The 24,174-nt window shown below is 73.4% G+C and carries 17 protein-coding genes; 8 read left to right on the top strand and 9 right to left on the bottom strand.

What is annotated here, in order from left to right:
• Positions 1 to 705 (bottom strand): maltotransferase domain-containing protein (locus tag ACFYOV_RS31145; RefSeq protein ID WP_389093469.1); only part of this gene is annotated, 705 nt, incomplete at its 3' end.
• Between the two features lie 437 nt (positions 706 to 1,142).
• Between ACFYOV_RS31145 and ACFYOV_RS31140 the strand changes: the two genes are divergently transcribed.
• Positions 1,143 to 3,761 carry a glycosyltransferase family 1 protein gene (locus ACFYOV_RS31140; protein WP_389093466.1) on the top strand — a complete coding sequence of 873 codons (2,619 nt, stop codon included), beginning with the start codon at positions 1,143 to 1,145 and terminating at the stop codon, positions 3,759 to 3,761.
• A 126-nt stretch (positions 3,762 to 3,887) separates the two neighbouring features.
• On the opposite strand, the gene ACFYOV_RS31135 is transcribed toward ACFYOV_RS31140, so the two are convergent.
• The 7 genes from ACFYOV_RS31135 to glgX all read right to left on the bottom strand — a co-directional run bounded on the left by ACFYOV_RS31135 (position 3,888) and on the right by glgX (position 16,620).
• The gene (locus ACFYOV_RS31135; RefSeq protein ID WP_389093464.1) at positions 3,888 to 4,406 is read right to left on the bottom strand and encodes a DUF1990 domain-containing protein; all 519 of its coding nucleotides are present in this window, start codon (positions 4,404 to 4,406) and stop codon (positions 3,888 to 3,890) included.
• Between the two features lie 116 nt (positions 4,407 to 4,522).
• The gene (locus ACFYOV_RS31130; protein ID WP_389093461.1) at positions 4,523 to 6,574 is read right to left on the bottom strand and encodes a M4 family metallopeptidase; all 2,052 of its coding nucleotides are present in this window, start codon (positions 6,572 to 6,574) and stop codon (positions 4,523 to 4,525) included.
• Positions 6,575 to 6,908: 334 nt separating this feature from the next.
• A complete protein-coding gene (locus ACFYOV_RS31125) occupies positions 6,909 to 8,771 on the bottom strand; it encodes an ABC transporter ATP-binding protein (protein WP_389093459.1) in 1,863 nt (620 codons plus the stop codon).
• Positions 8,768 to 10,516 carry an ABC transporter transmembrane domain-containing protein gene (locus ACFYOV_RS31120; RefSeq protein WP_389093456.1) on the bottom strand — a complete coding sequence of 583 codons (1,749 nt, stop codon included), beginning with the start codon at positions 10,514 to 10,516 and terminating at the stop codon, positions 8,768 to 8,770. The genes ACFYOV_RS31125 and ACFYOV_RS31120 overlap by 4 nt, the downstream gene beginning before the upstream one ends.
• 40 nt (positions 10,517 to 10,556) lie before the next feature.
• Positions 10,557 to 12,407, bottom strand: coding sequence for an ABC transporter ATP-binding protein (locus ACFYOV_RS31115; protein WP_389093453.1), 1,851 nt, complete (start codon positions 12,405 to 12,407; stop codon positions 10,557 to 10,559).
• Positions 12,404 to 14,203, bottom strand: a complete 1,800-nt coding sequence (locus ACFYOV_RS31110; RefSeq protein WP_389093451.1) for an ABC transporter ATP-binding protein — start codon at positions 14,201 to 14,203, stop codon at positions 12,404 to 12,406. The genes ACFYOV_RS31115 and ACFYOV_RS31110 overlap by 4 nt, the downstream gene beginning before the upstream one ends.
• A 155-nt stretch (positions 14,204 to 14,358) precedes the next feature.
• Positions 14,359 to 16,620, bottom strand: coding sequence for a glycogen debranching protein GlgX (gene glgX / locus ACFYOV_RS31105; protein WP_389093449.1), 2,262 nt, complete (start codon positions 16,618 to 16,620; stop codon positions 14,359 to 14,361).
• Positions 16,621 to 16,806: 186 nt separating this feature from the next.
• Here glgX and ACFYOV_RS31100 point away from each other — a divergent pair, with 186 nt between their 5' ends.
• The 7 genes from ACFYOV_RS31100 (at position 16,807) to ACFYOV_RS31070 (ending at position 23,293) form a co-directional block, all read left to right on the top strand.
• A complete protein-coding gene (locus tag ACFYOV_RS31100) occupies positions 16,807 to 18,027 on the top strand; it encodes an Ig-like domain-containing protein (protein WP_389093446.1) in 1,221 nt (406 codons plus the stop codon).
• Positions 18,028 to 18,204: 177 nt separating this feature from the next.
• Positions 18,205 to 18,804: a hypothetical protein gene (locus ACFYOV_RS31095; RefSeq protein WP_389093444.1), complete on the top strand. Its 600-nt coding sequence runs from the start codon at positions 18,205 to 18,207 to the stop codon at positions 18,802 to 18,804.
• 152 nt (positions 18,805 to 18,956) lie between these two features.
• On the top strand, positions 18,957 to 20,198 hold the full coding sequence (locus ACFYOV_RS31090; protein ID WP_389093441.1) for an Ig-like domain-containing protein: 1,242 nt from the start codon (positions 18,957 to 18,959) through the stop codon (positions 20,196 to 20,198).
• A gap of 79 nt (positions 20,199 to 20,277) precedes the next feature.
• Positions 20,278 to 21,045: an enoyl-CoA hydratase/isomerase family protein gene (locus ACFYOV_RS31085; RefSeq protein ID WP_389093440.1), complete on the top strand. Its 768-nt coding sequence runs from the start codon at positions 20,278 to 20,280 to the stop codon at positions 21,043 to 21,045.
• 197 nt (positions 21,046 to 21,242) lie between these two features.
• Positions 21,243 to 21,851 (top strand): ATP-binding protein, encoded by a 609-nt coding sequence (locus ACFYOV_RS31080; protein WP_389093437.1) that lies wholly within the window; start codon positions 21,243 to 21,245, stop codon positions 21,849 to 21,851.
• A gap of 364 nt (positions 21,852 to 22,215) precedes the next feature.
• Positions 22,216 to 22,428 carry an EF-hand domain-containing protein gene (locus tag ACFYOV_RS31075; RefSeq protein WP_389093436.1) on the top strand — a complete coding sequence of 71 codons (213 nt, stop codon included), beginning with the start codon at positions 22,216 to 22,218 and terminating at the stop codon, positions 22,426 to 22,428.
• 181 nt (positions 22,429 to 22,609) lie between these two features.
• The gene (locus ACFYOV_RS31070) at positions 22,610 to 23,293 is read left to right on the top strand and encodes an NADPH-dependent F420 reductase (protein WP_389093479.1); all 684 of its coding nucleotides are present in this window, start codon (positions 22,610 to 22,612) and stop codon (positions 23,291 to 23,293) included.
• 18 nt (positions 23,294 to 23,311) lie between these two features.
• Here ACFYOV_RS31070 and ACFYOV_RS31065 read toward each other — a convergent pair whose 3' ends face one another.
• Positions 23,312 to 24,046 (bottom strand): helix-turn-helix domain-containing protein, encoded by a 735-nt coding sequence (locus ACFYOV_RS31065; RefSeq protein ID WP_389093477.1) that lies wholly within the window; start codon positions 24,044 to 24,046, stop codon positions 23,312 to 23,314.
• Between the last annotated feature and the right edge of the window lie 128 nt (positions 24,047 to 24,174).

The raw sequence follows: 24,174 nt of genomic DNA, 5'->3' as shown, positions 1-24,174 counted from the left end.
CAGCGGCAACGGCTCACTGCCGGTCACCAGCTCCCGCAGCGGATACCGCGCCAGCACCGCGTCCACCTCCGGCGTCAACGCCGCCGCCAGCCGGGACGCCGCCGGACGGCTCTCGTCGCGCAGCGCGTCCACGGCCGCGAGGAGCACGTCTCTCGGGCCCGCCTCCGGCACGTCGGTGGCCGCACGCTCGTACAGCCGGGCGCCCTCCTCCAGGACCACCTCCGTGTCCATGCCCGCCGGGATCTTGATCTGTGCGTGGTGCCGCCAGGTGGTGACCGGATCACCCCACGCCTCCACGGTGTAGGTCCACAGGCCGGGCTCGCCCGCGGTGACGGTCGCCCCCCACCGGTCGGTGCCGGGAGCCAGCTGCCGCATGGGCGTGAAGGGCCCCGGACGGCCCTGGGGATCTCTCAGTACGACATTGGCGGCCACCGCGTCGTGCCCCTCGCGGAACACGGTGGCCGAGATCTCGAACGTCTCGCCGGGGACGGCCTTGGCGGGCCGCCGTCCCTGCCGGACCATCGGCCGGACGTCCAGGACGGGTATGCGCCCCACGGAGGTCTCCTGCCGGGAGGCGGGTGGCTCGGGGGCCCGGGCCGGTGGGCCGGCCTGGACGGGGCGGGCGGAGGCGGCCGCGGTGCCGCGCTTCGACGGCGTCCCGGCGCCTCGGGTCGGGGGTGATGACGAGTGGTGCTTGGCGGGCATGACCGCTCCTGTCCGCGTCAACGTGGGTGGGCGGATGTCTGTGGGGAGGTGGGTCCTGCGTGGTGTTCCTGTGGGGAGTACCCGCAGGAGCCTTCCCACCCTATTCGGGTGGGCAATCCGGCCCTTTGTTAACTACTCACCCGTATGTCGACACACAAGTCCGGCCAGGGCCCGGTTTCCGTCGGCGCCGGGGGTCGCCCGCCGTGTGCGACCGTGTCCTTTCCGTGGTGACGTGGGCGGAGTGCGGGGCGGGAAGCGGGGCAGGTCGGCCGCCGTGGCGGAATCCGGCCATGTCGGCCGTGAGAGGAAACGTTTGAGCCGGGTACCGGGGGAGCGAGGTCGGCCAGCTTCCAGCGGGGGTGTCGCCCGCGCCGGTACTGTCGGCAGGAATGCCCGGACGCACACCGCGTCCTTTCACGAACGCGCCGAGGTGGAATGTGAAGGCGATCCGTCGATTCACCGTCCGACCCGTTCTCCCCGAACCCCTCCGGCCCCTGAGCGACCTGGCCCGCAATCTGCGCTGGTCATGGCACGCCGGGACCCGCGACCTGTTCCGCCGCGTCGACCCCGGCCGCTGGGCCGCGTCCGGCGGCGACCCCGTACGCCTGCTGGGCAGTGTGACCCCCGGGCGGCTGGAGGAGCTGGCCGGGGACCGCGACTTCCTCGACCGCCTCGACACGGTCGCCGGCGATCTGCGCGAGTACATGACCGGTGACCGGTGGTACCAGGCCCAGACCGACCGGCTGCCCGCCGCCGTCGCCTACTTCTCCCCGGAGTTCGGCATCACGGCCGCGCTGCCGCAGTACTCCGGCGGCCTCGGCATCCTTGCCGGCGACCACCTCAAGGCGGCCAGCGACCTCGGCGCCCCGCTCATCGGGGTCGGGCTGCTCTACCGCCACGGATACTTCCGCCAGTCGCTCTCCCGCGACGGCTGGCAGCAGGAGCACTATCCCGTCCTCGACCCCAACGAACTGCCCGTCGTCCCGCTCGAGGAACCCCACGGAACCCTCTCCCAGGTGGCCCTCGCCCTGCCCGGCGGCCGGTCGCTGCGCGCCCGCGTCTGGCTCGCCCAGGTCGGCCGGATCCCGCTGCTCCTGCTGGACTCCGACGTCGAGGAGAACGATCTCGGCGAGCGCGGTGTCACCGACCGGCTCTACGGCGGCGGCAGCGAGCACCGTCTGCTCCAGGAAATGCTGCTCGGCATAGGAGGGGTCCGGGCGGTGCGCACGTACTGCCGGCTCACCGGGCACCCCGAACCCGAGGTGTTCCACACCAACGAGGGCCACGCCGGTTTCCTCGGCCTGGAGCGCATCGCCGAACTGCGCTCGCAAGACCTGGACTTCGACTCCGCGCTGGAGGCGGTGCGGGCGGGCACCGTATTCACCACGCACACCCCGGTCCCGGCCGGCATCGACCGCTTCGACCGCGAGCTGGTGGCCCGCCACTTCGGCCCCGGCGCGGAACTGCCCCACATGGACGTCGAGCACATCCTGCGGCTCGGCATGGAGACCTACCCCGGCGGCGAACCCAACCTGTTCAACATGGCCGTGATGGGCCTGCGCCTCGCCCAGCGCGCCAACGGGGTGTCCCTGCTGCACGGCCAGGTCAGCCGCGAGATGTTCGCCGGACTGTGGCCCGGATTCGACCCCGAGGAGGTGCCCATCACGTCCGTGACCAACGGGGTGCACGCACCCACCTGGGTCGCCCCCGAGGTGTTCCGGCTCGGCGCCCGGCAGATCGGCGCCCAGCGGACCGAGGAGGCGCTGAGCGTCGGCGACTCCGACCGCTGGGACTCCGTCGCGGACATCCCCGACCAGGACATCTGGGAGCTGCGCCGCTCGCTGCGCAAGCTGCTGGTGACGGAGGTGCGCGAGCGGCTGCGCGCGTCCTGGCGGCAGCGCGGCGCCGGGACGGCCGAGCTGGGCTGGATCGACAGCGTGCTCGACCCCGACGTGCTGACCATCGGGTTCGCGCGGCGCGTCCCGTCGTACAAGCGGCTGACGCTGATGCTGCGCGACAAGGACCGGCTGATGGACCTGCTCCTGCACCCGGAGCGGCCGGTGCAGATCGTGGTCGCGGGCAAGGCGCACCCGGCGGACGACAGCGGCAAGCGGCTGATCCAGGAGCTGGTCCGGTTCGCGGACGACCCGCGGGTGCGGCACCGGATCGTGTTCCTGCCGGACTACGGCATGGCGATGGCGCAGAAGCTCTACCCCGGCTGCGACATCTGGCTGAACAACCCCCTGCGGCCGCTGGAGGCGTGCGGCACCAGCGGGATGAAGGCGGCGCTCAACGGCTGCCTGAACCTGTCGGTGCTGGACGGCTGGTGGGACGAGTGGTTCCAGCCCGACTTCGGCTGGGCGATCCCCACGGCGGACGGCGCGGGCACGGACCCGGACCGGCGCGACGCCATAGAGGCCGCTGCCCTGTACGACCTGCTGGAGCAGCGGGTGACGCCCCGCTTCTACGAGCGCGGGGAGGGCGGGTTGCCCGACCGGTGGATCGAGATGGTCCGCCGGACGCTGAGCCTGCTCGGGCCGAAGGTGCTGGCCGGGCGCATGGTCCGCGAGTACGTCGAGCGCCTCTACGCGCCGGCCGCGCTTGCCCACCGCGCGATGGACCCGGACGCGGCGCGCTCTCTCGCCGAGTGGAAGGCCCGGGTGCGCGCCGCGTGGCCCGGGGTGACCGTGGACCACGTGGAGACGTCCGCCACGACGGACACGGCGGAGCTCGGCACGACCCTGGGGCTGCGGGTCCGGGTGGGGCTCGGCGACCTCGGCCCGGACGACGTGGAGGTCCAGGCGGTCTCCGGCCGGGTGGACGAGGAGGACCGCATCACCGGCGGCACGGCCGTCCCGCTGAAACCGGCGGGCGCCCCCGACCACGAGGGCCGCTGGGTCTACGAGGGCCCCCTCGCCCTGGACCGCACCGGCCCGTTCGGCTACACGGTCCGCATCCTCCCCTCCCATCCCGCGCTGGCCTCGGGCGCGGAACCGGGCCTGGTGACGGTCCCGTCGGAGGACCTGGCGGAGGCGGCGGGCCTGCTGATGCGGTGAGGGCCGACGGGGGACGCGCTCCCCGGGCGGTGGTTCGCGCCGCTCCGGGAGGGGTGGCGGGAACCACCGCCCGGTCTGTGCCGGCCGGGGCCGTCCGGATCACGGGTCCGGCCGGTGGTTGGGCGGTCAGTCCTCGGCGTCCCGCGTGGCCAGGCGGCGCAGGACCGTGCCGCACCGCCGGGCGTAGGCGTGCTGGAGGGTCCGGGTGGCGGGGCCGCCGGCGCGGGCGTACCAGCGGGCCGCCCTGCTGAACGCGGAGACGGTGAGCCACACCGTGCCGTCGCCCGTGCGGTCCACGACGAAGGACTCCTCGCCGCACTCCGGGTGACCGGCGAGCGTGCCGTAGGCCCAGCCGGCCCTGCGGGGTTCCTCCACCGCCCAGACGACCCGGCAGGGTGCCTTGACCAGTCCGGCGAGGGTGACGGTGACGTCGACGCCGGGGGCGGCCCGCTCGGCGCCGGCGTCGAGACCGACGCCGACCGCCCGGTGCATCTCCCACGTGAAGACCGCCTCCGCCGCCCGGCGGAAGACCTCCTGGCCCTCGCCGAGGCGCGTCCGGACGTGCATCGGGTGGAATCCCTCGGGGCAGAAGCCCTCTTCACGGGTCGCGCCGACGTGGTCGTAGGTGAAGTCCGCCGAAGACATGGGACCCAAGGGTAGGGCGGTCCCCCGGGCGGCGGACACGGCGGGGCGCCGGCCCGGGGACGCGCGTCCCCGGGCCGGCGCCCGTCGCACTGCCGGCCGCGCCCGTCCCGCAGGGTCTACGGGAAGGTGAGCTTCCAGCCGTTGATGTAGCCCGTGTCCTGCGAGGCCTGGTCCTGCACGCGCAGCTTCCACGTGCCGTTGGCGGTCTCGGAGGACGCGTTGACCGTGTAGGTCTCCTTGACGTTGTCCGCCGAGTCGGAGGAGCTGTAGTTCTTCAGGCGGTACGCCGTGCCGTCCGGGGCGAGCAGGTCGACGACCAGGTCACCGCGCCAGGTGTGCACGATGTCCACCGAGACCTGGAGGTTGGACGGGGCGTTGCCGGCCCGCCCGGACACGGTGATCGAGGAGGTCACGGCGGCGCCGTTGTCCGGGATCGACACGTCGGCGGTGTTCTCGAAGGACGTGCCGCCCCCGCCACCGCCGCCGTCGGAGCGCGTGCCGACGTTCACGCCCGCCCACGCGTCCTGGACCGCCTTGTACTCGGCGCTGGTCGTGCCGTACAGCTCACCGGCTGCCGCGAGGGTGCCGGTGCGGGCGCCCGCGTAGTTGGTGGTCGAGGTGAACTTGGTGGTCAGCGCGCGGAACCAGATCTTCTCCGCCTTGGCGCGGCCGATGCCGGTCACCGGGAGGCCGTCCGAGGTGGGCGAGTCGTAGGTGACACCGTTGATGGTCTTGGTGCCGCTGCCCTCGCTCAGCAGGTAGAAGAAGTGGTTCGCGGGGCCCGAGGAGTAGTGCACGTCGATCGAGCCGATGCCCGAGTACCAGGCGTCCTTGGAGGAACCGTCCCGGCTCGGCTTGTCCATGTAGCGCAGCGGTGTGCCGTCGCCGTTGATGTTGATCTCCTCGCCGATGAGGTAGTCACCGACGTCGGAGGAGTTGTTCGCGTAGAACTCCACGGTGGAGCCGAAGATGTCGCTGGTCGCCTCGTTGAGGCCGCCGGACTCCCCGCTGTAGTTGAGGCCCGCGGTGTTGGAGGTGAGACCGTGGGTCATCTCGTGCGCGGCCACGTCGATCGACGTCAGCGGGTTCGCGTTGCCCGAGCCGTCGCCGTAGGTCATGCAGAAGCAGCTGTCGGACCAGAAGGCGTTGACGTAGTTGTTGCCGTAGTGGACCCGGGAGTACGCGCCCACGCCGTCACCGCGGATACCACTGCGGCCGTGCACGTTCTTGTAGTAGTCCCAGGTCAGCGCGGCCCCGTAGTGGGCGTCCGCGGCGGCCGACTCCAGGTTGGAGGGGCTGCCGTTGCCCCACACGTCGTCGGAGCCGGAGAACAGCGTGCCGGTGCCGGAGGTGCCGCGGTTCAGGTTGTACGTCTTGTGGCCGCCGCGTGCCCCGTCGGTGAGGTTGTACGTGGAACCCGACTGGGTGGTGGTCAGGGTGACGGTGCCGCTGTAGACCGTGTTGCCGGTCCCGGTGTGGACGGCCTCCCACTCGTACAGCTTCTCGCCCGTCGTGGCGTCGGTGACGACGTGCAGTTCCTGCGGCGTCCCGTCGTGCTGGAGTCCGCCGACGACCGTCTCGTAGGCCACGGTCGGCGTGCCCTTCGCCGCCCAGATCACCTTGCGCGGGGCGCGGTCGACGTCGGGGCTCTTGGCGTCCTCCGCCTTCGCGGCGGACAGCGCCTGCCGCTCGGCCTTCGCGGCCGGCACCTTCGCCGCGGTGGTCGCGGGCTTCACCGCCGTGCGGGTGGCCTTGACGACCCTGTCGGCCTCGCCGGCCTTGTCGCCCTGGACGATGAGGTCGCCGCCGAGCACGGGCAGTCCGTCGTAGGTGCGCTCGTAGCGGACGTGCACGGTGCCGTCGCGGTCCCTGAGGACGTCACGGACGACGAGCTTCTCCTTGGCACCCAGGCCCAGGTCCTTGGCCGTCTCCGCCTTGGTGGCGTTCGCCTCGCGGATCAGCGCGGCGCGCTGGGCGGGGGTGAGCCGGACCGACTCCGCACCGGGCTTCGCCTCGCTCGCGGCCGACGGTGCCTGCTGCGGGGCGGCGGTGGCGCTGCCGGACTGCACGGCCGTGGCGACCAGGGCGGCGACCCCGGCGAGGGCGACGGCCGCGGCGCGGCGGTGTGTGCTGCGGGGGGTGTGTCTGTGGGAGGAACTGCTTCTCAACACTGACTCCTTCTGCGCGGCCGCGGGTCGCGCGGCCAGGGGAGACCAGCCGGCGGGTGGGCCGGCCGGGCAGAACGGGGGCGGTACGCAGAACCACGTGCTGTGCTGGAGCTCCGGCCGCGGCGGGCGGTGACGGGTGTCGTGGGGTTGCCGTGCAGCGGCCGTGGGAAGAGTGGCAGGTGATCGCGTCACTTGTCAGGAGCGCGTCACAACTTTGGCCGGAAACCGTTCGTTGTCCGGGCGTTCGGGTTCGATATACGGAGCGGCCACCGAGGCCCGCGGGCCGGTGGACACAACGGGGCGTCAGTCCTTGTGTGAGCAGGGGACGTCTGCGTCAGCGAGGGCCCGGCCGGCCCCCGTCGGTGCTGGCGTCCCCGGCCCCGTCCCGGCTTTCCGCCCCCGCCCGGCTCCCCGTTTCGTCCCGGCTTTCCGCCTCCTTGCGGCTCCCCGTCCCGTCCCCGTGCCACGAGTGCCACAGCGCCGCGTAGGCCCCGCCGGCCGCCACCAGGTCGTCGTGCGTGCCGAGTTCGGTGAGCCGCCCGTCCTCCATCACGGCCACCCGGTCCGCGTCGTGCGCCGTGTGCAGCCGGTGCGCCACGGCGATGACGGTCCGCCCCTCCAGGACGGCGGCCAGCGCCCGCTCGGTCTGCCGGGCGGTCGTCGGGTCGAGCAGCGCGGTGGCCTCGTCCAGGATCAGCGTGTGCGGGTCCGCCAGCACCACCCGGGCCAGGGCGAGTTGCTGGGCCTGCGAGCCGTCGGTCGCCCAACCGCCCTCGCCCACCTCGGTGTCCAGGCCCCGCGGCAGCTCCCGCACCCAGCCCGCGGCGCCGACCGCGGCCAGCGCCGCCCACAATCGCCCCTCGTCCGCGTCCGGTTCGGCGATGCGCAGGTTGTCCCGGACCGAGCCGAGGAAGACGTGGTGCTCCTGGGTGACCAGCACGACCTGGCGCCGCAGCCGCTCCGGGTCCAGTGCGGCCACCGGCACCCCGCCCACGGTCACCGTCCCGGCCCCCGGCGCGTCCACGCCCGCCAGCAGCCGGCTCAGCGTGGTCTTGCCCGCTCCGGAAGGGCCCACCACGGCGAGCCGTTCCCCCGGTGTCACCGTCAGGTCGACCCCGCGCAGCACCTCGCCGCCCCCGTCGTAGGCGTAGCGCACACCGGTCACGTCGATGCGGTCGCCCGCCGGATCCGGACAGCCGTCCCGGTCCGCCGCCCGCGGGGCCCGCGCCAGCCCCTCCACCCGGGCGAAGGAGGCGCCGCTGCTCTGGAGTTGTTCGACCCGCACCAGGACCTCGTCCAGCGGCCCGCTCAGCTGCAGCAGATACAGCGCGGCGGCCACCACCGCCCCCAGGCTCACGGCGCCCCGCTCGTGCAGCGCGCCGCCGATCAGCAGCACGCCGGCCACCGGCGCGTGGTACGCCACCTCCACCACCGGGAAGAACACCGAGCGCAGGAACAGGGTGTGCAGGCGGGTGCGCAGGGAGGTCTCCAGCGCCTCCCGGCTGGCCCGGATCCGCCGCTCCTCGAGCCGGAACGCCTCCACCGTGCGCGCCCCCGCCGCCGTCGCCGCGAGGATCTCCGCGACGTCCGAGGTCGCCGCCCCCTCGGCGAGGTAGCCGTCGCGGGCCCGGCGCAGATACCAGCGCAGCACGATCGCGATCGGCGTGAGCCCCAGCACTCCGATCAGGCCCAGCAGCGGATCCACCACGAAGACGGCGCCCGCCACGAACAGCGACTGGAGGCCGTTGACCAGCAGCGCCGGCCCCGCGTCGCGCAGCGTGGTGCCGACGGTCGTCACGTCGGCAGTGCCGCGGGCGGTCAGATCACCGGTGCCGGCCCGCTCCACCACCGACGAGGGCAGCGCCAGCGCCCGGTCCACGAACCGCTCCCGCACCCGGGCCAGCGTCCGTTCGCCGAAGCGGTGCCCCACGTACCGGGCCCAGCGGGCCAGCAGCAGCTGGGTGATCGCGCACAGCAGGATCACCGGCGCCAGCCGGTCGACGACGGCCACCCCGCCCCCGCCGCGCACCTCGTCGACGATGCGCCCCAGCAGCCAGGGCCCGGCCAACCCCGCCACGGCGGCCAGCGCGTTCAGCGTCAGCACGGCCGCGAAGACCCGCGCGTCCGCCCGCACCAGTGCCGCGGCGGCCCGGCGCACCTCGGCGGGCTCGGCGACGGGCAGCCGTCCCCCGCTCATCGCACGGCCTCCTCGGCGTCCGCCCCGGCGCTGTCGGGGCTCTCGTCGGTGTCGTCGGTGTCCCGGGCCACCAGGGCCCGGTAGGCGGGCTCGGCGGCGAGAAGACGACGGTGGCTTCCCGTGGCCGCGACCTTGCCGTCCACCAGCACGACCACCTCGTCCGCGCGGTCCAGCACGAGGGGGGAGGTGGTGACCAGGACGGTCGTGCGGCCCCGGCGGGCCGCGCGGAGCCGGTCGGCGACGGCCGCCTCGGTGTGGGCGTCGAGCGCCGAGGTGGGCTCCACGGCCAGCAGCACCTCCGGGTCGGCGAGCAGGGCCCGCGCCAGCCGGACGCGCTGGCGCTGGCCGCCGGAGAGGCTGCGGCCCTGTGCCGACACCGCCGAGTCCAGACCCGCGGGCAGGGCCCAAACCACGTCGTCCGCGGCGGCCGTGCGCAGCGCACGCAGGACGGCGGCGTCGCCGGCGTCCGACCGGCCGGACACGACCTCGCGCAGCGGCCCGGCGAAGAGGGCGGCCTCGTGGTCCGCGACCAGGATCCGCTCCCGCACCACGGGGAGCGCGATCCCGTCCAGCCGGGTCCCGCCCCAGGTGGCGGCGGACGGCACGTACCGGCCCAGCCGCTCCACCACCGCGACCGCGTCGGCGGGGTGCGCGGCGGCGAGCGCGGTCAGCCGGCCCGGCCGGACGCGCACCCCGGAGTCGGGGTCGTACAGCGCGGCCGGTTCGGCCGGCGGGTCGGCGGTGGCGGTGTCCGCCGGGGGCTCCAGCCGCAGCAGCCCGGTGACCCGGCGCGCGGCCACCACGCCCCGGCTCAGCTGGTAGCCGCACTCGACCAGGAACGCCACCGGCCACACCAGCACGGCCACATAGCCGTACACCGAGACCAGTTCCCCCACGGTGATCCGCCCCTCGGCGGCCAGCCGCGCCGCGATCCAGGTCACCCCGGCGAGGAACAGCGTCGGAAGCCCCGCGCCGAGCGCCTGGAACCAGCTGGTCACGGCTCCGACCCGGTACCCCTGCTCCAGCAGCCGCCGCGAGTCCCGCCGGAAGGCGTCGGCGACCAGCCGCTTGCCGCCCAGCCCGCTCAGTACCCGCAGTCCGCCCGCCAGGTCGCCGATCCGCGCGGTCAGCACCCCCTGCCGCTCCCGGTACTCGCTCTCCGCGCCCCGCAGCCGCCCGGCCAGCGGCCCGACCACGAGGGCGATCACCGGCACCCCGAGCAGCACCACGACCGCCAGCAGCGGCGACACCGACAGCAGCAGTCCGGCCACCACCGCGTACGCCACGACCGCGCCGACGCCGGGTCCCACGGCGGTGAGCGACTGACTGATCATCTGCACGTCGCCCACGCCGATGGTGACGATCTCCCCGGCCGCGGTCCGGCGCGACAGCGACGCCCCGAGCCGCACCACCTGTCCCACCACCACCTTCACCGTGCGGAAGTTGGCGTCCATCCGCACCCGGGTCATCGTGCGGTGCCGCATGATGCTCAGCCAGGCGTTCAGCGAGCCCGCCGCGAACAGCGCGCCGGTCCAGCCCGCCAGCGCGCCCATGTCGCCCGGCCCGAGCCCGTCGTCCACGGCCCGCGACATCAGGTACGGCGTCGCCGCCAGCAGCACCATCCACACGGTGGCGAACACCGCCCCCGCCGCGCACCGCCCCGGCTGGCGCTGCACCAGCCACCACAGGTAGCGCGCCCCGCTCCGGCAGTCGGGCGTGCCGGGATCCTCGTACGCGTCGATCACCTGATGAGCCCCCCGTGTCCGCCCTTTCCCCCGCGTCCGCTCACACCAGACTGTCCCGCCAGGCCCGGTGCAGAACCGCGAACCGGCCGGTGCCGGCGATCAGTTCGGCCGGGCCGCCGTCCTCCACGATCCGGCCGCGCTCCATCACCAGCACCCGGTCCGCGATCTCCACGGTCGACAGTCGGTGCGCGATCACCACCGCCGTACGCCCCCTCAGCACCGTCGCCATGGCCCGCTGCACCGCCCGCTCCCCGGGGATGTCCAGCGAACTGGTCGCCTCGTCCAGGATCAGCACCGCCGGGTCGGCCAGCAGCGCCCTCGCGAACGCCACGAGCTGGCGCTGCCCGGCCGAGATGCGGCCGCCGCGCTTGCGGACGTCGGTGTCGTAGCCGTCGGGCAGGGCGGCGATGAAGTCGTGCGCGCCGATCTCCTTCGCCGCCTGCTCGATCTCCTCACGGGTCGCGTCGGGCCGGCCGATGGAGATGTTCTCGGCGACCGTGCCCGAGAACAGGAACGCCTCCTGCGTCACCATCACCACCCCGCGCCGCAGGTCGGCGCCCGCGAGGTCGCGCAGGTCCACGCCGTCCAGGAGCACCCGGCCCTCGGTCGGGTCGTAGAAGCGGGCGAGCAGCTTGGCCAGCGTCGACTTGCCCGCGCCGGTGGAGCCTACGACCGCGACGGTCTGCCCGGCCGGCAGGGTGAGGTCGAAGCGCGGCAGCACCTCGCCGCCCGTGCGGTAGGCGAAGCGGACGCCCTCGAACACCACCTCGCGGCCCGGTGTACCGGACCGGGGCGGCGGGAGTTCCCGGGGCGCGGCCGGTTCCGGCACGGACGGCGTCTGCGCCAGCAGCCCGGCGATCTTCTCCAGCGAGGCCGCCGCCGACTGGTAGGAGTTGAGGAACATCCCCAGCCGGTCGATCGGGTCGTACAGCCGCCGCAGGTACAGCACCGCCGCCGCCAGCACACCGAGCGCCAGCGACGCGTCCGCCACCCGGTAGGCGCCCCACAGCACGATCAGGGCGACGGTCGTGTTGGCGATCACCCGCGAGCCGACGACGTAGCGGGCCATCTCGAGCAGCGCGTCGCCGTTGGTCCGCGCGTGCCGCCGGTTGAGCACCCGGAAGCCGGCGTCGTTGGCGTGCTCGCGACGGAAGGCGCGCACCGGCCGGATGCCGTTCATCGTCTCGACGAACTTCACGATCACCGCGGCGATGGCGGTCGACCGTTGCCGGTACACCCGCCCGGCGCGCCGCTGGTACAGCCGCACCAGCCCGTACAGGGGAACGAACGACGCCACCGCCACGGCACCGAGCCCCAGGTCCAGCCAGAGCAGCAGCACCGAGATGTAGACGCAGGAGAGCACCACCATGACGAGCTCCTGGAGGCCCTCCTCCAGCAGCTCGCGCAGGGATTCCACGTCCGAGGTGGAGCGGGAGATCAGCCGGCCCGAGGTGTAGCGCTCGTGGAAGTCGACGCTGAGCGCCTGCGCGTGCCGGAAGATACGGCCGCGCAGATCCAGCAGCACGTCCTGGCTGACCCGGGCGGACGCGGCGACGAACGCGTATTGCAGCGCCCCGGCGGCCACCGCGCACAGCAGGTAGCCCACGGCCACCGCGATCAGCGGCCCCCGGTCGTCCGCGCGGAACGCGGGCACCGCGCGGTCGATCGCGTACGCCACCAGCAGCGGGCCCGCCTGCACCGCCGCCTGCTGGAGCAGCAGCAGGAGCGCCGTGACGGCGACCCTGCCCCGCAGCGGCGCGAGCAGGGAGCGCAGCAGCCTGCCGGTGGCGTCCGGGGGAGCGGGCAGCACGTCCCGGTCGAAGGGGTCGCCGGTGTCCGGGGTGCGGTCGTCGTCCCGGTCCGGGGCGGGCGCGGTGGTGGCCGCCGTCATCGCTGGTCCTCCTGTTCCGCCGCCGGGTCACCGGCCATGAGGTGGGCGTACTCCGGGTGGGTGCGCAGCAGTTCGTGATGAGTGCCGACCGCCGTGATCCGGCCGCCGGACAGCAGCGCGACGCGGTCGGCGAGCAGCACCGTGAACGGGCGGTGGGCCACGATCAGGGCGGTGGTGTCGGCGAGCACCCGGCGCAGCGCGGCCTCCACCGCCGCCTCCGTGTGCACGTCGAGCGCGGACAGCGGGTCGTCCAGCACCAGGAAGTCGGGCCGCCCGACCACGGCCCGGGCCAGCGCGAGGCGCTGGCGCTGCCCGCCGGACAGGCTGAGGCCCTGCTCGCCGACCTGGGTGTCCACGCCCTGCGGCAGCGCGTGCACGAAGTCGGCCTGGGCCACGCCGAGCGCCCGCTCCAGCTCCCCCTTCCCGGCGGCGGCCCCGGCGCCCATCAGCACGTTCTCCCCGACGCTCGCCGAGAACAGCGTGGGCTCCTCGAAGGCGACGGCCACCCGGGAACGCAGCTCCTCGCGGGACATCGCCCCGATGTCGACACCGTCGAGGGTGATCCGTCCCGAGGTCACCTCGTGCAGCCGCGGGACCAGCGCGGTGAGCGTGGTCTTGCCGCTGCCGGTCGCGCCGACCAGGGCCAGGGACTCGCCGGGCCGGATGTGCAGGTCGACGCCGTCCAGCACAGGAGGGGAGTCGTCGGGCGCGTCCGGGAAGCGGAAGGTGACGTCGTGGAAGCGCAGCCCGCCCTCGCCCTCGGCGGCCGGTGGGGGAGTCCGTACGGCGCCGGGGACCGGATCCTCCTCCTCGGCGTCCATCACTTCGAAGTACCGTTCGGTCGCCGTGGCGGCCTCCTGGCTCATCGCCAGCAGGAAGCCGATCGAGTCCACCGGCCAGCGCAGCGCCAGCGCCGTCGACAGGAACGCCACCAGGGTGCCCGCCGACAGGTCCCCGTCGGCCACCCGGATCGTCCCGAGCACCAGGGCCGCGCCGATGGCCAGCTCCGGCAGGGTCACGATGACGCCCAGGATCGTGGCCAGCAGCCGCGCCTTGTGCAGTTCCGTCCCGCGCAACTCCCCCGACAGCTCCCGGAACGCCCGGGCCTGGCTGCGGTGCCGGCCGAACCCCTTGATGATCCGGATGCCGAGCACGCTCTCCTCGACCACCGTCGTCAGGTCACCGACCTGGTCCTGGGCGAGCCGCGACGCCCTGGAGTACCGCTTCTCGAACACCACGCAGGTGACCATCACCGGCACGGCCGGCACCAGGATCACCAGGCCCAGGGTCCAGTCCTGGACCAGCATGATGATCACGCCGAGCAGGATCGTCACCCCGTTGACCAGCAGGAAGGTCAGCGGGAAGGCGAGGAACATGCGCAGCAGCATCAGATCCGTGGTGCCCCGGGACAGCAACTGCCCGGAGGGCCACCGGTCGTGGAAGGCCACCGGAAGCCGCTGGAGGTGCCGGTACAGATCCGCCCGCATCTCCGCCTCGACGTGCGACAGCGGGCGCGCCACCAGCCACCGCCGGAACCCGAACAGCAGCGCCTCCGCGAGCCCGAGCAGCAGCAGGTACAGCGCGCCGAGCCACACCCCCGCCGGGTCCCGGTCGGCGACCGGCCCGTCCACCAGCCACTTCAGCACGAGCGGGATGACCAGGCCGATGCAGGACGCCAGGACCGCGACGAACGCGGCGGTGAACAGACGCGCCCGCACGGGCCGCACGTACGGCCACAGCCGCAGCAACGTGCGCACGGTGGAACGGGTTTCGGGGGGAGGAGGTGTCGTGGCCATCAGCAGTGAGCCTACGGACGACCACGGACACTTCCCACCGAGTTTCGGCCGGACCCGCCTCCGCCGAAGGTCCTACGACCTGCGCGTTCGCGCGGTCGCCCGCGCGGGTCCCGGCAGCCGCGTCACTCCGGCGGCCGATCGTCCGGCGGCCCCGCTCACCGCACCCGCAGCAGCAGGACCGTCCGCCCCGGCACCGTGATCCGTGTGCCGGCGGGGTGCTCCACGCCCGGTGCCGCGGCCTGCTCCTCCCGCCCCGTGTCGACGAGGACCTCGTACCGGTCGGCCCACGGCGGCCCCGGCAGGGTGAAGGGCACCGGGGCGGCGCCGGCGTGCAGGACCGCGAGAAAGCTGTCGTCGAGGACCTGCGCACCCCGCTCGTCGCGGCCCGGGATGTCCCGCCCGGAGAGGTACATGCCGAGCGTGGCGGCGGGCGCGAACCAGTCGCCCTGCGTCATCTCCGTGCCCTCGGGGGTGAACCACGCCAGGTCGCGCAGCCCGTCGGCGGAGTGGGCGCGGCCCGAGAAGAAGGCGCGGCGGCGCAGGACCGGGTGGCGGTGGCGCAGCGCGATCAGCCGGGAGGTCAGCTCGAACAGGTTCCGCCACCCGGGGTCGTCGAGCAGACCCCAGTCCACCCAGCCGATCTCGTTGTCCTGGCAGTAGGCGTTGTTGTTGCCGCCCTGGGTGCGGCCCATCTCGTCGCCCGCGACCAGCATCGGCACCCCCGTCGACAGGAGCAGCGTGGTCATCAGGTTCCGCAGCTGGCGCCGCCGCAGCGTGAGCACGCCCTCGTCGTCGGTATCGCCCTCGGCACCGCAGTTCCAGGAGCGGTTGTCGTCCGAGCCGTCCCGGTTGCCCTCGCCGTTGGCCTCGTTGTGCTTGCGCTCGTACGACACCACGTCGCGCAGCGTGAAACCGTCGTGCGCCGTCACGAAGTTGACCGAGGCGTAGGGGCGCCGCCCGCCCCAGGCGTACAGGTCGCTGGAGCCCGAGAGCCGGTAGCCCATCTCGCGCACGTCGGGCAGCGCGTGCCGCCAGAAGTCGCGCACGGCGTTGCGGTACCGGTCGTTCCACTCCGTCCACAGCGGCGGGAACGCGCCCACCTGGTAGCCGCCGCTGCCCACGTCCCACGGTTCGGCGATCAGCTTCACCCGGCGCAGCACCGGGTCCTGGGCGATCACCGCGAGGAACGGGGAGAGCATGTCGACGTCGTGCATCGAGCGGGCCAACGCCGCCGCCAGGTCGAAGCGGAAGCCGTCCACGCCCATCTCGGTGACCCAATAGCGCAGCGAGTCGGTGATCAGGCGCAGCACGTGCGGCTGCACCACGTGCAGGGTGTTGCCGCAGCCGGTGTAGTCGGCGTAGCGACGGGCGTCCGGCTGGAGGCGGTAGTAGCCGCGGTTGTCGATGCCCTTCAGGGAGAGCGTCGGGCCGAGTTCCCCCGCCTCGGCGGTGTGGTTGTAGACCACGTCGAGGACGACCTCGATGCCGGCCGCGTGCAGGGCGCGCACCATCCGCTTGAACTCGCCGACCTGCTGCCCCGCCGTGCCGGAGGCCGCGTAGCCGGCGTGCGGGGCGAAGTAGCCGACGGAGTTGTAGCCCCAGTAGTTGCGCAGGCCCCGGCGCAGCAGGTGGTCCTCGTGCGCGAACTGGTGCACCGGCAGCAGCTCCACGGCCGTCACGCCCAGCTTCACCAGGTGCTCGATCGCCGCCGGGTGCGCAAGGCCCGCGTAAGTGCCGCGCAGCTCCTCGGGGATGCCGGGATGCCGCCGGGTGAACCCCTTGACGTGCAGCTCGTAGATCACCGAGTCCGCCCAGGGCGTCTTCGGCCGGCGGTCGTCGGACCAGTCGTCGTCGTCATGGACCACGACGCCCTTCGGCACGTACGGCGCGGAGTCCCGGTCGTCGCGCACCGTGTCCGCCACGTGCTGCTCCGGCCAGTCGCGCACGTGTCCGTACACCTCGGGCGCCAGACCGCCGCCGGCGAAGTCGCCGTCCACCGCGCGGGCGTACGGGTCGAGCAGCAGCTTGGCCGGGTTCCAGCGGGCGCCGGTCCAGGGGTCCCAGCGGCCGTGCACCCGGTAGCCGTAGCGCTGGCCCGGCCTCACCCCCGGCACGAAGCCGTGCCATATCTCGTGCGTCAGCTCGGTGAGCCGGGCCCGCGTCTCCCGGCCCCGCTCGTCGAACAGGCACAGCTCGACACCCTCCGCTCCACCCGCCCACAACGCGAAGTTCGTCCCCGCCACCCCGTCCGGGCCCACCCGGAACCGGGCGCCCAGCGGCGTCGGCGTGCCCGGCCGCACCGGCACCGCGAGCGGCTGCGCCGCCGCCCGGGCGCCGCCCACGACGACGGCCGGGCGTGCCCCGTTCCCGGTGGCCCGCTCCCCGGCCACCGCCTCCTGCTCGGCTGCGCTGGACACCTTTCAGCCTCCCGCGGCTCGTGGAACGACGGGGGACGGAGAGACCGGCCCGTGTGTCGGCCCGGGCCGCGGCTCCCCGGCGCGTCGTCCTCCCCACTGTTCTGCCCACAGCGTGCCTCGCACTCACGTTTCCCCGGGAGGCGGCATGGTCGTTTCCCCACGCGCGGGCCCGTCGTTGGGTACCGCGTGAGGCACGTACAAGGGCGCGCACGGCGCGCGAGGGCCGCACTGGCCGCCGTAGTGACATGGGCAGGACTGCTGGCCGGGGCCGCCGGCTGCACCCCGGACGGGCCGGTGGCCGGGGTGTTCGGAGCTCCGGCCACCGAGGACGTCGTCCGGGTCACCCCCGCGGACGGCGCCAGGAACGTGCGCCCCGGGCACGCGCTGCGCGTGCGGGTGCAGCGGGGGCGGCTGGAGTCGGTGAAGGTGGTCAGGTCGCAGGACGCGCGGGAGACCCGGGTGCCGGGGCAGATCTCCGCCGACGGCAGGACCTGGAAGCCGGACGACGACCGGTTGGCGCTGGCCGCCAGGTACACGGTCGACGCGGTGGCCCGGGACGGCTCGGGGCGCCGCTCCGCCCGCCACACCACCTTCACCACGTACGTCCCCGACAAGCGCTACATCGGCTACGTCGCCCCGGAGAACCGCTCCACGGTCGGTACCGGGATGATCGTCTCCCTGGCGTTCAACCGTGAGATCGCGCACCGCGCGGCGGTCGAACGCGCGGTCCGCGTCACGGCGCGCCCGCCCGTGGAGATCCGCCCGCACTGGTTCGGGCGCTCCCGCCTCGACTTCCGCCCCGAGCACTACTGGAAACCGGGCACCCGGGTCACCGTCGAGCTGCGCCTGCGCGACGTCGAGGGGGCGCCGGGGGTGTACGGCCTCCAGCACCGCACCTTCACCTTCACCGTCGGCCGCAGCCAGGTCTCCCGGGTCGACGCGTCCCGGCACACCATGCAGGTCAGGCGGGACGGAGAGCTGCTGGCCACGGTGCCGGTGACGGCGGGCGCACCGAAGACCACCACCTACAACGGCAGGATGGTGATCACCGAGATGCTCGAGGTCACCCGGATGGACAGCCGCACGGTGGGCTTCGGCGGCGAGTACGACATCCCGGACGTCCCGCACGCCATCCGCCTGACCGACTCCGGCACCTTCCTGCACGGCAACTACTGGGCCCCGGACGACGTCTTCGGCCGCACCAACGTCAGCCACGGCTGCATCGGCCTGCGCGACGTGAAGGGTGGCGGTCCGGACACCCCGGCGGGCTGGTTCTTCGACCGCAGCCTGGTCGGAGACGTCGTTGAGGTGATCAACAGCAAGGACCGGAAGGTCGCCCCGGACAACGGGCTCGGCGGCTGGAACATGGGCTGGAAGGAGTGGAAGGCGGGCAGCGCCGTGAAGTGACCCGTCGGCCGAACGGCCGACGGCGGCCCAGCCGCGCCCGGACGGGAGGAGTTCCCGCGCCCGGATCGGGAGGAGTACCGCGCCCCGAGGTGAACCGGGCCCGCTCCCCGGTCGTGTTACCCGAACACACGCGACCGGCCGGTGCCGCGGGCACCGGCGAAAGGAGCAGTGCGTCCCTTGCCCACCGACCACGCTTGCCACGCGGCCGCCGAGCGGGCCGCGCACGGCCTCACCCCGGTGCGCTCCGTGCTGGTGCCCGCGGACCCCTCGGAGCACGCGGCCGCCGAGGTCATGCCCGTCGTCCTGCGGAACCATCTGGGCGCGAACGCCGGACCGCCACGGGCGGCGGCCAGGCGTCCGGTGCGGGTGGGCGTCGCCACGGGTGCGGCCGTCCTCCTGATGTGCCTGGACGGCCTCCGCGCGGAGGTGTCCGGGGAGATGGCCGCCTGGCACGCGGATCTGGGCCGTCGGCTGCACGAGGCGCTGGCCGAACCACGCGCCCCCGGGCGGGCCACCGACGTCTGGCAGTCCCTCGCCGCTCTGCAGCGGCGGGCGCACGAGACCCTGATCACCGTGGCTGACGGTGACCGGCGCGGACCGGCGGGGCCGCGGCTGCTCGTCGCCCGGCTCGCCCTCCTGGAGGACGCCGTCACGGGTGCCCTGCGCAGGAGCGCCGTCCCGGCCGCGACGGCCGACGGCTGCGCGCACGAACTGGCGGCCGCCACCGGCTCCCTGTTCGGACTGGATCCGTCCCGGGACCGGGGCGCTGACGGGTAGCACCGGCAACCGAACGCGAGAGGGCGCGGTTGGGACGGAACGGTGACAAACGCGCGACGTCAACCAGTCTGACCATCTGGTTACTATGCGCCGGAGCGCGCGAGGGGCGCGCTGGGGTGCGGGTCGGCCAGGCCCGCCGAGGGGAGAGCAAGTTGAACGTGGGGCCGATACGGGGGGCGTCGGTGGACGCGTGGCGGCGAGGCGGAAGGAAACTGGCGGCGCTGGCACTCGGCGTGATGCTGGCGGTCACCGCCTGCGGCGGCGGGGGAAAGGACTCCGGCTCCGGCAAGGGCGACGGCAAGGGCAGGGATTCCTCCGCGGCGCAGAGCAAGCAGTCGGAGGCGGTCATCGCCATCGCACCCGAGGACGGCGCGAAGTCCGTCGGGACCAGCGGCGTGCTGAAGGTCGGCGCCACCAGGGGCAAGCTGACCGAGGTCGTCGTCAAGGACCCCGACGGCGAGCGCATAGAGGGCGAGATCTCCGGTGACGGCGCCACCTGGACGCCGTCCACCCACCTGGCCGCCTCCACCCGGTACACCGTGCACGCGGTCGCCAAGGACTCCGAGGGCCGCACGGCCGCCGAGGACTCCGGCTTCACCACCCTGACGCCCCGCAACACCTTCATCGGCAGCTTCACCCCCGAGGACGGCTCGAAGGTCGGCGTCGGGATGCCGTTCTCCGTCCGCTTCACCCGGGGCATCACCAACCCGGACGACGTCGAGAAGGCCATCCGCATCACGACCGAGCCGGCCGTCGAGGTCGAGGGCCACTGGTTCGGCAACGACCGCCTCGACTTCCGCCCCGAGAAGTACTGGAAGGCCGGCACCAAGGTCACCGTCGACCTCAACCTCGACGGCGTGGAGGGCCGCCCCGGCGTCTACGGCGAGCAGGACAAGAGGATCTCCTTCACCATCGGCCGCAGCCAGGTGTCCGTCGTCGACGCCAAGAAGCTCACGATGAAGGTCACCCGCGACGGGAAGCTCGTCAAGACCGTTCCGGTCACCACCGGTGCCCCCGGCTACGAGACCTGGAACGGCCAGATGGTCATCAGCGAGAAGCTCACCGTGACCCGCATGAACGGCGACACGGTCGGCTACGGCGGCGAGTACGACATCAAGGACGTCCCGCACGCCATGCGCCTGAGCACGTCCGGCACCTTCATCCACGGCAACTACTGGGGCGGCGACGCCTTCGGCAACCGCAACGCCAGCCACGGCTGCGTCGGCCTGCGCGACGTGCGCGGCGGCTGGGACAAGAAGGCCCCGGCCGCCTGGTTCTTCGACAACTCCATGCTCGGCGACGTCGTGATCGTCAAGAACAGCGACGACGCCACCATCGCCCCGGACAACGGCCTCAACGGCTGGAACATGTCCTGGGAGGAGTGGAAGGCGTAGGACGCGGCACCACCAGCGCGGCCCCGGTGTGAGGTACGGCACCGGGGCCGCAGCCGTTAGTCGCCGTTAACCTGCTGGCATGACCGTACACCTCGAAGTCGCAGGCGGCGTCGGCACGCTGCGCCTGGACCGCCCGCCCATGAACGCGCTGGACATCGCCACGCAGGACCGGCTGAAGGAACTCGCCGAGGAGGCCACGCGTCGCGACGACGTGCGCGCCGTGGTGATCTACGGCGGGGAGAGGGTGTTCGCGGCGGGCGCGGACATCAAGGAGATGCAGGCGATGGACCACACCGCGATGGTCCTGCGCGCCCGCGCCCTCCAGGACTCCTTCACCGCCGTGGCCCGCATCCCGAAGCCGGTCGTGGCCGCCGTGACCGGGTACGCGCTCGGCGGCGGCTGCGAGCTCGCGCTGTGTGCCGACTACCGTATCGCCGGCGAGAACGCCAAGCTCGGCCAGCCCGAGATCCTGCTCGGCCTCATCCCGGGGGCCGGCGGCACCCAGCGGCTGGCGCGCCTGGTCGGCCCGTCCAAGGCGAAGGACCTCATCTTCACCGGCCGTCAGGTGAAGGCCGCCGAGGCGCTGGCCATCGGCCTGGTGGACCGCGTGGTCCCCGCTGCCGAGGTCTACGAGCAGGCCCACGCCTGGGCCGCGAAGCTGGCGCAGGGACCGGCGATCGCGCTGCGTGCGGCCAAGGAGTCGATCGACACGGGTCTGGAGACGGACATCGACACCGGCCTCGCCGTCGAACGCAACTGGTTCGCGGGCCTGTTCGCCACCGAGGACCGTGAGCGGGGGATGCGCAGCTTCGTCGAGGAGGGCCCCGGCAAGGCGAAGTTCCTCTGATTCCACGGGTCGTGGCGGGTCCGGTGATTTTTCTGTCTCCGGCCCTTGCAATTGACGCGATGTCTGATCAGGGTCCCTCGATGGGGCAGTTTATGGGAGCCTTAACGCACCCTTAAGCCTGCCGTGTCGAGGGAGCCCGTCGATTGCCTTCCCGTGAGCCGTTGCCGCAGCTCAGATGGTCCGTAGACGGCTCCGAAGTGCCGTCGGCATATGCCGGACGCCTGATGCGGAAGGGGGGCGCGAGGGGGGCGCATTCCCTTGGAACGACCCCGGAGAACCCTTCCGGCAGCCATGATGGGGCCATGGCGGGGCTGGAGGGCATGGAACAGCCGCGGGGAGTCGGACGGGCGACCGCGTCGCGCTGGTCGCCGACGGTCGAGGACGAACGCGCCCTGAAGGTACTGGAGTTGTACGGTGACCCGGCGGAGTCGGAGGTGCCGCTGCCGTCCCGCCCCGAGTCCGCCGCCACGGCCCGCCGACTGACCCAGGTCGTCGTCCTGCGTCACTGGGGCCTCACCCCCAAGACCACCGAGGACGCCGTCCTGCTCGTCTCCGAGCTCGTCGGCAACGCCGTGCGTCACACCGGTGCCCGGGTCTTCGGCCTCCGGCTGCGCCGCCGCCGCGGCTGGATCCGCGTCGAGGTCCGCGACCCCTCCCGGGCCCTGCCCTGTCTGATGCCGGTACAGGAACTCGACATCAGCGGCCGGGGCCTCTTCCTCGTCGACACCCTCGCCGACCGCTGGGGCGTCGACCTGCTTCCGCGCGGCAAGACCACGTGGTTCGAGATGCGCGTGGCGGACCGCTGAGGCTCCGCCCGCCTCCGCGGGGTCTCCACACCCGCACCTCCTCCCGCCGCACGCGGGCCCTCACCGTCCCGGGACGGCCCGGGTCACGGCCCCCTCCACGGTGGGCGGGAGGCCCGTCCGGCAGTGCGAATCGGCCGCCGAGGGACGACGGCACGTGCCGGTGAGCGCCACCGAACCCGTGCGTGCACACCTTCGGCCACCCGTCCCACCCGGGCGCCCGGCCGACGTCCTGCGCACGCCTGTCGCGGACGCCGCCCGGCCGCCGTACGGGCGGCTCGTAGGGGCGGTTAATCTGACCTGCGTCATCAGGACTCCAGGGGAGTCCGGCAGAACACCGGAAGACTAGACACAAAGGGGCGGATCGGTGGCGGACATCGAGGAAGCGCGCAAGCAGTTCGAGCGGATCGATACGGACGGGGACGGGGTCATCACCGCTGCCGAGTTCAAGACCGCCCTGGCCCAGGGCGGTGACTGGAACGTGACCGAGGCGGTCGCGGAGGCCGTCATCGCCTCCCGCGACCTGAACGGCGACAAGGTCCTGTCCTTCGACGAGTTCTGGGCCCACCTGAACAAGTAGGGACACGTCGAGGGGGCCCGGTCGGCACACGGCGGACCGGGCCCTTCGCCATGCCGGCCGGCCCCGCCACCACCACGGCCGGGACCCGTCCGGTCGCCGCCCGACCCGGAATAGCCCACCGCACGAGGATGTTGGTGCCGACCACGGCGGCCGCGCACGGAGCCGCGGCGGACATCGACCACTGGAAGGGCGAGGCGAGCGGGACATGAGGATCGGCATCATCGGCGCGGGGAACATCGGCGGCAACCTGACACGGCGGCTCACCGCCCTCGGCCACGACGTCTCCGTCGCCAACTCGCGCGGCCCCCACACGCTGACGGACCTGGCCGAGGAGACCGGCGCGACGCCGGTGCGGGCCGAGGATGCGGCGCGCGGAGCGGATGTCGTGGTCGTCGCAGTCCCGCTGAGGGCCGTGCCGAACCTGCCCGCCGGCCTCCTCGACGACGCCGCGCGGGACGTCGCCGTCATCGACACCGGCAACTACTACCCCCAGCGGGACGGGAGGATCGCGCCGATCGAGGACGACGGCATCACCGAGAGCCGCTGGACGGAACGCCAGCTGGGTCACCCGGTGATCAAGGCCTTCAGCGGCACCTACGCCCAGGACATCCTGACCCGTCCCCGCCCGGCCGGTGATCCCGGCCGCCTGGCGCTCCCGGTGGCCGGTGACGACGAGGCGGCCAAGGGCAGGGTCCGGGCCCTGATCGACGAGCTCGGCTTCGACACGGTCGACGCCGGCGGTCTCGACGCGTCCTGGCGCCAGCAGCCCGGCACTCCCGTCTACGGCCTGCGCGCGGGGGTCGGGGCCGTCGTCGAGGCCCTCGCCGAGGCATCCCCGGAACGCACGCCGGAGTTCCGGGCGTAGCGGTGTCCCGGAACGTCCTCAGGCGGAGTCGCCGGAGGGCGTGCCGGGTTTCGTGTGGAGCACCTCGCGCGCCTGGTCCGCCGCGCGGATGATGCTCTCGGAGACGAAATCGACGAAGCGGGCGATGTTCTCCAGGCGTGCGGCGGCCGGGGTGTCGGAGCCCAGGATGCCGACGCCCTGCCGGGCGACCTCCCCCAGTTGGGCGGTGGAGCGGGCGCTGGCCATCATCGACTGGTACATGACGTCGTCGTCGACGGCGTAGCGCTCACGGCGGCGTTCGTCGCGTTCGCGGCGGATGAGGCCCTGGCTCTCCAGGAACCCGACCGCCTTGGAGACGGACGCCCGGCTGACCTGGAGGCGCTCGGCGAGTTCGGCCGCGGTGAGGCTGCCCGCGTCGGTGGTGTAGAGGCAGGTCAGCAGCCGGGCCGTCATCTTGGTCAGGCCGGACTCCATGAGGACGGTGGTGAGCATCTCCTCGTACTCGCGCACCGCCTCGGCGTCCCGCCCGGGGGCGTGCGGGGGAGTGCTCGGGTCCCGGGGCACGGCCTGCCTGCGCCGGTGGGCGCGGCGCTCGGTGGCGCGGTGCGCCAGGTCGGCGCGGTAACCGGTGGGGCCGCCGTTGCGCATCACCTCGCGCGTGACCGTGGAAGTGGGGCGGTCGAGGCGCCGCGCGATCTCCGCGTAGGCGAGGCCGTCGGCCAGTCCCAGCGCGATCTGCTGGCGTTCCTGCTGGGTGAGCCTGCCTCCCGGCACTGCGGCCTCCTTCTCGGTCCGTGATGTCTCCACCATAGCGTTCAGCTCCTCTCATTGCAACGAATGGCGAGGGAGTTGTTGCGTTAGAACTCCGACGGTTGCAACGATTTCAAGCCTGTGACCTGCGC

The organism is Streptomyces sp. NPDC005931, assembly GCF_042871235.1.
In the GTDB taxonomy this organism is placed as follows: domain Bacteria; phylum Actinomycetota; class Actinomycetes; order Streptomycetales; family Streptomycetaceae; genus Streptomyces.
Note: the sequence above shows the minus strand (reverse complement) of the source record. Positions and strands in the feature narration are given on the sequence as shown.

Coding starts and splice junctions, on each gene's coding strand:
- ACFYOV_RS31125 (WP_389093459.1), bottom strand. CDS start 8,771: ATGAGCGGGGGACGGCTGCCCGTCGCCGAGCCCGCCGAGGTGCGCCGG.
- ACFYOV_RS31115 (WP_389093453.1), bottom strand. CDS start 12,407: ATGACGGCGGCCACCACCGCGCCCGCCCCGGACCGGGACGACGACCGC.
- ACFYOV_RS31110 (WP_389093451.1), bottom strand. CDS start 14,203: ATGGCCACGACACCTCCTCCCCCCGAAACCCGTTCCACCGTGCGCACG.
- ACFYOV_RS31085 (WP_389093440.1), top strand. CDS start 20,278: ATGACCGTACACCTCGAAGTCGCAGGCGGCGTCGGCACGCTGCGCCTG.
- ACFYOV_RS31135 (WP_389093464.1), bottom strand. CDS start 4,406: ATGTCTTCGGCGGACTTCACCTACGACCACGTCGGCGCGACCCGTGAA.